This is a genomic window from Peribacillus deserti (genome assembly GCF_016909175.1).
GTDB lineage: Bacteria > Bacillota > Bacilli > Bacillales > DSM-1321 > Paraperibacillus > Paraperibacillus deserti.
This window is the reverse complement of sequence record NZ_JAFBFI010000022.1, coordinates 39765-48395: the sequence shown is the minus strand read 5'-3', so window position 1 is coordinate 48395 and position 8631 is coordinate 39765. Positions and strand designations below refer to the sequence as shown.

Here is an 8631-nt window from a genome sequence, read left to right as displayed (position 1 = left end):
CAACCGTTTCGATTTTTGGTTTTTCTATTTCGATCATTTAAATAAACCCTCCTTCAAAACGTCGAAACCCCGGCTAGTTATAACGGCTAACCGAAATTCCCCATGTTAACATTCCCGATTGTGCGCAACAACTGAATTAATCTTCTGTATTAACGCAATGTTCCTATCATATCCCAGTATAGACAGGGATACAATTTCTATACAGAAAAATTAAACACGGCGACGTTTTGGTGGACGACATCCGTTATGAGGAACTGGAGTTACATCTTTAATTGCAGTAACTTCTAGACCAGCAGCTTGAAGTGCACGAATTGCAGCTTCACGACCTGCTCCAGGGCCTTTAACAGTTACTTCAAGAGTTTTCAAACCGTGTTCCATAGAAGTCTTAGCTGCAGTTTCAGCTGCCATTTGAGCCGCGAACGGAGTGGATTTACGGGATCCTTTGAACCCTAATGCACCCGCACTTGACCAAGAAATAGCGTTACCTTGGCTGTCAGTGATAGTTACGATTGTATTGTTAAAAGTTGAACGAATATGAGCAATACCAGTTTCAATATTCTTTTTTACACGACGTTTACGCGTATTCGTTTTACGTGCCATGAAATGTACCCTCCTTTACAGATTATTTTTTCTTGTTAGCTACAGTACGTTTAGGACCTTTACGTGTACGAGCATTATTTTTAGTGTTTTGTCCGCGAACAGGTAAGCCGCGACGGTGACGAAGACCACGGTAGCTGCCGATTTCCATTAAACGTTTAATGTTTAATGAGATTTCACGACGAAGATCTCCTTCTACTTTTAATCTGTCGATGATATCACGAATCTTGTTCAACTCATCTTCAGTTAAATCGCGTACACGAGTATCTTCAGAAACACCAGCTTCTGCAAGAATTTGTTGTGCTGTTGGTTTACCAATACCAAAAATATATGTTAATGAAATGACAATACGTTTGTCACGTGGAACATCTACTCCAGCAATACGTGCCATTGTATATGTGCACCTCCTTCAAATTAGCCTTGTTTTTGTTTATGCTTAGGGTTTTCGCAAATAACCATAACTTTACCTTTTCTGCGGATAACTTTACACTTTTCGCAGATCGGCTTTACAGATGGTCTGACTTTCATTGATTTAACCTCCTTATATAGATCGGAGAGAACCAGATTATTTGAATCGGTAAGTGATTCTGCCGCGAGTTAAATCATACGGTGAAAGCTCAACTGTTACTTTATCGCCTGGTAAAATGCGAATAAAGTGCATACGAATTTTACCGGAAACGTGAGCTAAAACAGTATGACCATTTTCTAATTCTACCTTAAACATAGCATTTGGCAAAGTTTCAGTTACTTTGCCCTCAATTTCAATTACATCATCTTTCGCCATTATAAATCTTCTCCCTTCATTTCAGCTATAGCCCGAATTTATGTGAACATTTATGCTTTGATTGGATCAGTCTGTCGTACCACCTGAGGGACCACGGACATTAAAGCTTGGTTAATACATCAAATCCTGTTTCTGTAATTGCGATCGTATGTTCAAAGTGAGCACACATCTTTTTATCCACCGTTACAACTGTCCAATCATCCGATTGGGTTTGAACATAACGGCTTCCTGCATTCACCATAGGTTCGATACATATAACCATACCAGGCTTTAAGCGAGGACCTTTATTTGGCGGACCATAATGGGGAATTTGCGGGTCCTCATGTAAGTCTTGACCGATTCCATGTCCAACATACTCTCGAACAATTGAGAATTTGTTTTCTTCAACATAGGTCTGAATAGCATGGGAGATGTTTGAAAGTCGCACGCCTGGCATTGCTTCTTTCAATCCTCTATATAATGACTCTTCGGTAACATCCAAGAGCCGCTGCGTTTCATCATCAATATTGCCTACTGGATAAGTCCAAGCTGAGTCGCCGTGATAGCCATTATATTTAGCACCAATATCAATGCTGATAATGTCGCCATCTTTAAGGACTCTATTTCCTGGTATACCATGAACCAGTTCTTCATTCACAGAAGCACATATACTTCCGCGAAAACCATTATAACCTTTAAATGAAGGAATTGCATCATGTTTGCGTATGAAATTTTCAGCTAGTTGATCCAATTCTTTCGTGGTGATACCTGGCTGAATGTGCGGTTTTAATTCTTGATGAGTTAAGGCAACGATCCTGCCAGCTTCGCGCATGATTTCCAGCTCGCGAGGGGTTTTACATATGATCATTATTGCAAACTCCCAAGCAGTACTTGGATATCTGCAAATACTTTGTCAATATCCTGCTGCCCGTTTATATTTCGAAGGTAGCCTTTGTCTTCATAGAAATTAAGAAGAGGCTCTGTCTGCTTCAAGTTAACTTCTAATCTAGTCTGAACAGTTTCTTGATTATCGTCAGCACGTTGGTAAAGCTCTCCGCCGCAGCGGTCGCATAAACCCTCTTTTGCAGGAGGATTAAATATTAAATGATACGTGGCTCCACAATCTTTACAGATCCGGCGGCCTGTTAAACGTTCCATTAATATATCTTTATCAACGTCAATATTGATAACAAAGTTGATTTGGCGGTCAAGCTCAGCAAGAATGTTTTCTAAAGCACTGGCCTGAGCAACAGTACGCGGAAAACCATCTAGTAGGAAACCTTTTGTGCAGTCATCTTTACTTAATCTTTCACGGACAATCCCGATGGTCACTTCATCTGGAACTAGTTCTCCTTTGTCCATGTACGATTTTGCTTGTAAACCAAGTTCCGTCTGGCCTTTAATAGCCGCGCGAAACATATCTCCTGTAGAAATATGAGGGATATCGTATTGTTCTACGATTCTTTCGGCTTGAGTACCTTTACCGGCGCCCGGAAGCCCCATTAATACTAGGTTCAACTTAGGTTCCCCCCTCAAAATCTATAATAGGTTTGGGGAACAGAGTTCCCAAAACCCTTTATTTAATAAAGCCTTTGTAATGACGTTTCACTAATTGGGCTTCCAGCTGTTTCATCGTTTCAAGGGCAACCCCGATCACGATTAGAAGACTGGTACCACCAATTTGTGCAGATTGCGGAAGATTGCCAATTGAGATAAAGATAACTGGCAAAATAGCAATTAAAGCTAAGAATATAGCACCAACGAAAGTTAGCCGGCCTAATACTCTTGATAGGTAGTCTTGAGTGTTCTGCCCTGGACGAATGCCAGGAACATATCCGCCTTGCTTTTTCAGATTATCTGCAACTTGTTCAGGGTTTACCTGAATAAACGCATAGAAATAAGCAAAAGCAACAATTAACCCCACATATACAGCTGCTCCGATAGGATGTGTATAAGTGAACGTCTTTTGGATCCAAAGAGTTGTATCATTTGTACCAAAAAACGATGCAATAGTAGGCGGTGTAATCAAAAATGATACGGCAAAGATTACAGGGATAACTCCCGCAGAATTCACCTTTAATGGTAAATGTGTTGATTGGCCGCCGATTGGGTTGCGTCCAGCCACACGTTTAGCATACTGAATTGGTATTTTACGCAATGCCTGCTGAATAAAAATAACTCCAACAATAATCGCGATCACAGCAAGCAGAATCAGAAGCACCGTAACAATTCGTAAGAACAGCTGGTCTCCCGCATTTTCTAGCTGCTGAGCATATATTTGGTTGACAGTTCCAGGAATTCCTGCAGCAATACCAGCAAAGATGATAATGGATATACCATTACCTACTCCTTTGGAAGTAATCAACTCTCCTAACCACAAAAGGAAAGCTGTACCTGCTGTTAAAACTGTGGCAATCAAAAGATATGTTCCAATGCCAGGATTTTGTATTAATAACCCGTTTGACATGTTGTTGAATCCGTATGACATTCCAATTGCCTGTATAAAACCCAGCACAATTGTTCCATAGCGGGTAAACTGAGCTAATTTACGTCTTCCAACTTCTCCTTGTTTAGACCATTCGGTAAACTTCGGAATAACATCCATCTGCAGCAGCTGAATGATGATGGAAGCCGTAATATAAGGCATAATCCCCATAGCAAAGATGGAAAATTGCTGCAGCGCACCACCGCCGAATGTGTTTAGAATTCCAAAAACATTCATTTGGTCCTGTGCTTTCAGAACATCTGCATTAACATTTGGAACTGGAATGAATGCCCCAATTCTAAAAACAATCAACATTAAAAGGGTGAAAAGGATTTTATTTCTTATGTCACCCACGCGCATAAAATTGGAGAATGTGCGGAACATTAAATCACCTCAGTTTTACCGCCAGCAGCTTCGATCGCTTCTTTAGCAGCAGAGGAGAATTTATGAGCTTTAACAGTAAGCTTTTTCTCAACGTTACCTTTTGCAAGAATTTTAATTCCTGCTTTTTCATTACTTACAACTCCTGTTTCGATAAGAAGTTCTGGAGTAACTTCAGTACCGTCTTCAAAGCGGTTTAATGTTTCAAGGTTTACTACTGCATAATCTTTTCGGTTAACGTTAGTGAATCCGCGTTTAGGCAGACGTCTGAAAAGTGGAGTTTGACCACCTTCAAAGCCTAGGCGAACACCACCACCTGAACGAGCGTTTTGACCTTTATGTCCTTTACCGGCTGTTTTACCGTTTCCAGAACCGATCCCGCGTCCTACGCGGTTGCGTTCTTTACGAGAACCTTCTGCAGGTTTTAACTCATGAAGTTTCATGTTGGCACCTCCTTGTTAAATGAGAAATATATTTTATTGTTCTTTTACAGTAACAAGATGAGCAACTTTGTTAATCATACCGCGAATCGCAGGGTTATCATCATGAACAACTGTTTGATGCATTTTGCGTAAGCCAAGCGTATTAACTGTTACGCGTTGATCTTCAGGGCGACCAATTAAGCTGCGAGTGAGGGTAATTGCTAATTTATTTGCCATTTGAATTCCCTCCTTATCCTAACAGTTCTTCTACTGATTTACCACGTAATTTAGCTACGTCTTCAGCACGTTTTAATTGCTTTAAGCCTTCCATAGTTGCACGCACCATGTTAATTGGTGTGTTAGATCCTAGGGATTTAGATAGAATATCACTGACACCAGCAAGTTCAAGTACAGCACGAACTGGTCCACCAGCGATAACACCAGTACCAGCAGAAGCTGGTTTTAAAAGAATATGGCCAGCACCGAAATGACCGTTAACTTGGTGTGGTACAGTAGTACCAACCATAGGTACAGTAATTAGGTTTTTCTTAGCATCTTCGATTGCTTTACGGATAGCATCTGGTACTTCTTGAGCTTTACCAGTTCCAAATCCAACATGTCCGTTTTTGTCACCAACCACTACTAAAGCAGTGAAGCGGAAACGACGACCACCTTTTACAACCTTCGCTACGCGGTTAACCGTAACAACGCGTTCTTCAAGTTCAAGTTTATTTGGATCAATGCGACGCATCTGATATGTCCCTCCTTTTTTGATTAAAATTCTAAGCCATTTTCACGAGCAGCATCAGCTAATGCTTTTACACGACCATGGAAAAGGTAACCCCCGCGGTCAAATACCACAGATTTAAAACCTTTTTCTACAGCACGTTTAGCAACTAATTCGCCAACTTTTTGAGCTGCTTCAAGGTTGCTTGTAGACTCTAGGCCTAAGTCTTTATCTAAAGTAGAAGCACTTGCAAGAGTTACGCCTGTTAGATCGTCAACTAATTGTGCATAAATATGTTTGTTTGAACGAAACACATTTAAACGAGGACGAGCTTCAGTACCAGAAAGCTTAGCACGTACACGTGCATGTCTTTTTCTGCGAGTTGCGTTTTTATCAAGCTTCGTAATCATTTAGGTCACTCCTTTCGTTTACCTATGCGGCATTACTTACCAGTTTTACCTTCTTTGCGGCGAACAAATTCACCTTCATAACGGATACCTTTACCTTTATAAGGCTCTGGTGGGCGTACATCACGGATGTTAGCTGCCAAAGCACCTACACGTTCTTTGCTAATACCTTTAACAGAAATCCTTGTATTAGCAGGAACTTCGATTTCGATTCCTTGTTCAGGTTCGAATTCAACTGGGTGAGAGTAACCAACGTTCAGCACAAGCTTATTGCCTTGTTTCTGAGCACGGTAACCTACCCCAATAAGTTCAAGGTTTTTTTCAAACCCTTTAGACACACCCTCAACCATGTTAGAGATAAGAGCTCGAGTTGTTCCGTGCAAAGCGCGGATCGTCTTTTCCTCTGAAGGTCGGGATACAGTTAGAACATTATCTTCTATATTAATTGTTAACTCTGGATTAAAAGCACGAGTTAATTCACCTTTTGGGCCTTTAACAGTTACATTGTTGCCTTCAGCAACTGTAATCGTTACGCCAGCAGGGATTTCAATTATTTTTTTACCTATGCGGGACATTTAGTGCACCTCCATTCGTGTAAAGATTTATTACCAAACGTATGCTAGAACTTCTCCGCCAATTTGCTTAGCGCGAGCATCTTTGTCAGTTATAACGCCTTGAGATGTAGAAACTAGAGCAATACCTAAACCATTAAGTACGCGTGGTACATCAGTTGATTTAGCATATACACGTAGACCAGGCTTGCTGATACGTTTTAATCCAGTGATTACACGCTCGTTGTTAGCACCGTATTTCAAGAAGATACGGATGATACCTTGTTTGTTGTCTTCAATAAATTCAACGTCACGTACGAAGCCTTCACGCTTTAAGATTTCAGCGATTTCTCTTTTAATCTTAGAAGCTGGAACTTCTAATTTCTCGTGACGAACCATATTCGCATTACGGATGCGAGTAAGCAAATCTGCAATTGGATCTGTCATGACCATTGTTTATTTACCTCCTTCCCAATATCAGGTATTACCAGCTAGCTTTTTTAACGCCAGGAATTTGTCCTTTATAAGCAAGTTCACGGAAACAAATACGGCATAGCTTAAATTTACGGTATACAGAGTGTGGACGCCCGCAGCGTTCGCAGCGAGTGTACTCTTGAACCTTGAATTTAGCGCCTGCTTTTTGCTTCAAGATCATTGATTTTTTAGCCACGTTTTCGCCTCCCTTATTTAGCGATTATCTTACTTTTGGAATGGCATTCCGAATTGAGTAAGTAGTTCACGAGCTTCTTCGTCCGTTTTGGCAGTCGTTACGATAACGATGTCCATTCCACGAACCTTGCTCACTTTATCATAGTCAATTTCAGGGAAGATTAATTGTTCTTTAACACCTAGAGTGTAGTTACCGCGGCCGTCGAATGCTTTCTTAGATACACCACGGAAGTCACGTACACGAGGTAAAGAAACAGAAATTAATTTGTCTAGGAATTCATACATACGCTCACCGCGAAGAGTTACTTTCGCACCGATCGGCATACCTTCACGAAGACGGAAGCCTGCGATGGATTTCTTAGCTTTAGTAACCAGTGGCTTTTGACCAGTGATTATTGCAAGCTCTTCTACAGCAGTGTCTAAAGATTTAGCGTTTGATACTGCATCACCAACACCCATGTTAATTACGATTTTGTCAATTTTTGGAGTTTCCATAACAGATTTATAGTTAAACTTGCTCACTAGAGCAGGAGTAATTTCTTGTTGGAATTTTTCCTTTAGGCGGTTCATTGATTGTACCTCCCTTCTTCTTTAACTTATTTATCTAAAGTTTCGCCAGATTTTTTAGCAACACGTACTTTTTTACCGTCAACTTCTTTTGTACCTACGCGAGTAGGTGTCCCTGTTTTAGGGTCAAGAAGCATGACATTTGATACGTGAATGGCAGCCTCTTGGTTAAAAATGCCGCCCTGAGGATTGGCTTGAGAAGGTTTTGAATGTTTTTTAACAATGTTCACACCTTCAACAAGCACACGGTCTTTCTTAGGAAAAGCTTCAAGGATCACACCTTGTTTCCCTTTGTCCTTGCCAGAGATGACTACGACTTTATCACCTTTTTTTACATGCATGAGATTCGCACCTCCTTGAAAGGCATTTTACGATTTATCATTATAGAACTTCTGGAGCAAGTGAAACGATCTTCATGAAATTGTTGTCGCGCAATTCGCGTGCAACAGGTCCAAAGATACGAGTACCACGTGGGCCTTTATCGTCACGGATAATTACACATGCGTTTTCATCAAAACGAATGTAAGAACCATCAGGACGACGCATACCGCTCTTAGTACGTACAACAACAGCTTTAACAACGTCACCTTTTTTAACAACGCCGCCTGGTGTTGCTTGTTTTACTGTACAAACGATAACATCACCGATATTAGCAGTCTTACGGCCAGAACCACCGAGGACTTTAATTGTAAGCACTTCACGTGCACCGGAGTTATCAGCAACTTTTAAACGTGATTCTTGTTGAATCATGTACGAAACCTCCCTTCGGAATTAACGTCGATCCGAACACATATATTATATAACAACAGCTTTTTCTACAACTTCTACAAGACGGAAGCGTTTAGTAGCAGAAAGTGGACGAGTTTCCATGATTCTTACGATATCGCCAGCTTTTGCTTCGTTTTGCTCATCATGAGCTTTAAACTTTTTAGAGTATTTCACGCGCTTGCCGTATAGAGAATGTTTTTTATAGGTTTCTACAAGAACAGTGACTGTTTTGTCCATTTTATCTGATACTACACGACCAGTATAGACTTTACGCTGATTGCGTTCACTCATTCC

18 protein-coding genes are annotated in these 8631 nt (G+C 40.8%); all 18 read right to left on the bottom strand.

All coding sequences use genetic code 11. The annotated features are described in order from the left end of the window. Nucleotides 1-210: 210 nt before the first annotated feature. The 18 genes from rpsK to rpsQ all read right to left on the bottom strand — a co-directional run bounded on the left by rpsK (nucleotide 211) and on the right by rpsQ (nucleotide 8628). Nucleotides 211-600 (bottom strand): 30S ribosomal protein S11, encoded by a 390-nt coding sequence (gene rpsK, locus JOC77_RS18450; protein ID WP_026693346.1) that lies wholly within the window; start codon nucleotides 598-600, stop codon nucleotides 211-213. A gap of 22 nt (nucleotides 601-622) precedes the next feature. Beyond that, entirely contained in the window at nucleotides 623-988 is a 366-nt protein-coding gene (gene rpsM, locus JOC77_RS18445) for a 30S ribosomal protein S13 (RefSeq protein WP_101640233.1), read from the bottom strand. 23 nt (nucleotides 989-1011) lie between these two features. Then, the gene (gene rpmJ / locus JOC77_RS18440; protein WP_003156543.1) at nucleotides 1012-1125 is read right to left on the bottom strand and encodes a 50S ribosomal protein L36; all 114 of its coding nucleotides are present in this window, start codon (nucleotides 1123-1125) and stop codon (nucleotides 1012-1014) included. 37 nt (nucleotides 1126-1162) lie between these two features. Next, on the bottom strand, nucleotides 1163-1381 hold the full coding sequence (infA, locus tag JOC77_RS18435; protein ID WP_026693344.1) for a translation initiation factor IF-1: 219 nt from the start codon (nucleotides 1379-1381) through the stop codon (nucleotides 1163-1165). 100 nt (nucleotides 1382-1481) lie between these two features. Then, nucleotides 1482-2228, bottom strand: coding sequence for a type I methionyl aminopeptidase (gene map / locus JOC77_RS18430; RefSeq protein ID WP_204546647.1), 747 nt, complete (start codon nucleotides 2226-2228; stop codon nucleotides 1482-1484). Beyond that, a complete protein-coding gene (locus tag JOC77_RS18425) occupies nucleotides 2228-2878 on the bottom strand; it encodes an adenylate kinase (RefSeq protein WP_204546644.1) in 651 nt (216 codons plus the stop codon). The genes map and JOC77_RS18425 overlap by 1 nt, the downstream gene beginning before the upstream one ends. Before the next feature lie 58 nt (nucleotides 2879-2936). Beyond that, nucleotides 2937-4229 (bottom strand): preprotein translocase subunit SecY, encoded by a 1293-nt coding sequence (secY, locus tag JOC77_RS18420; protein WP_204546641.1) that lies wholly within the window; start codon nucleotides 4227-4229, stop codon nucleotides 2937-2939. Further along, a complete protein-coding gene (gene rplO / locus JOC77_RS18415; RefSeq protein WP_204546639.1) occupies nucleotides 4229-4669 on the bottom strand; it encodes a 50S ribosomal protein L15 in 441 nt (146 codons plus the stop codon). The genes secY and rplO overlap by 1 nt, the downstream gene beginning before the upstream one ends. A 33-nt stretch (nucleotides 4670-4702) precedes the next feature. Beyond that, a complete protein-coding gene (gene rpmD, locus JOC77_RS18410) occupies nucleotides 4703-4885 on the bottom strand; it encodes a 50S ribosomal protein L30 (protein ID WP_101640228.1) in 183 nt (60 codons plus the stop codon). A 13-nt stretch (nucleotides 4886-4898) separates the two neighbouring features. Then, a complete protein-coding gene (rpsE, locus tag JOC77_RS18405; protein ID WP_204546636.1) occupies nucleotides 4899-5399 on the bottom strand; it encodes a 30S ribosomal protein S5 in 501 nt (166 codons plus the stop codon). 23 nt (nucleotides 5400-5422) lie between these two features. Then, nucleotides 5423-5785: a 50S ribosomal protein L18 gene (gene rplR / locus JOC77_RS18400; protein ID WP_204546628.1), complete on the bottom strand. Its 363-nt coding sequence runs from the start codon at nucleotides 5783-5785 to the stop codon at nucleotides 5423-5425. A 32-nt stretch (nucleotides 5786-5817) separates the two neighbouring features. After that, nucleotides 5818-6357, bottom strand: a complete 540-nt coding sequence (gene rplF / locus JOC77_RS18395) for a 50S ribosomal protein L6 (protein ID WP_204546626.1) — start codon at nucleotides 6355-6357, stop codon at nucleotides 5818-5820. A 30-nt stretch (nucleotides 6358-6387) separates the two neighbouring features. Further along, nucleotides 6388-6786, bottom strand: coding sequence for a 30S ribosomal protein S8 (rpsH, locus tag JOC77_RS18390; protein WP_101640224.1), 399 nt, complete (start codon nucleotides 6784-6786; stop codon nucleotides 6388-6390). 31 nt (nucleotides 6787-6817) lie between these two features. Next, nucleotides 6818-7003, bottom strand: a complete 186-nt coding sequence (locus JOC77_RS18385; RefSeq protein ID WP_026693334.1) for a type Z 30S ribosomal protein S14 — start codon at nucleotides 7001-7003, stop codon at nucleotides 6818-6820. Between the two features lie 29 nt (nucleotides 7004-7032). Then, entirely contained in the window at nucleotides 7033-7572 is a 540-nt protein-coding gene (rplE, locus tag JOC77_RS18380) for a 50S ribosomal protein L5 (RefSeq protein ID WP_204546624.1), read from the bottom strand. Nucleotides 7573-7598: 26 nt separating this feature from the next. Further along, the gene (gene rplX, locus JOC77_RS18375) at nucleotides 7599-7910 is read right to left on the bottom strand and encodes a 50S ribosomal protein L24 (RefSeq protein WP_204546622.1); all 312 of its coding nucleotides are present in this window, start codon (nucleotides 7908-7910) and stop codon (nucleotides 7599-7601) included. A 40-nt stretch (nucleotides 7911-7950) separates the two neighbouring features. Then, nucleotides 7951-8319, bottom strand: coding sequence for a 50S ribosomal protein L14 (gene rplN, locus JOC77_RS18370; RefSeq protein WP_026693331.1), 369 nt, complete (start codon nucleotides 8317-8319; stop codon nucleotides 7951-7953). A gap of 45 nt (nucleotides 8320-8364) precedes the next feature. Next, nucleotides 8365-8628, bottom strand: a complete 264-nt coding sequence (rpsQ, locus tag JOC77_RS18365; RefSeq protein WP_204546620.1) for a 30S ribosomal protein S17 — start codon at nucleotides 8626-8628, stop codon at nucleotides 8365-8367. Nucleotides 8629-8631 lie beyond the last annotated feature (3 nt).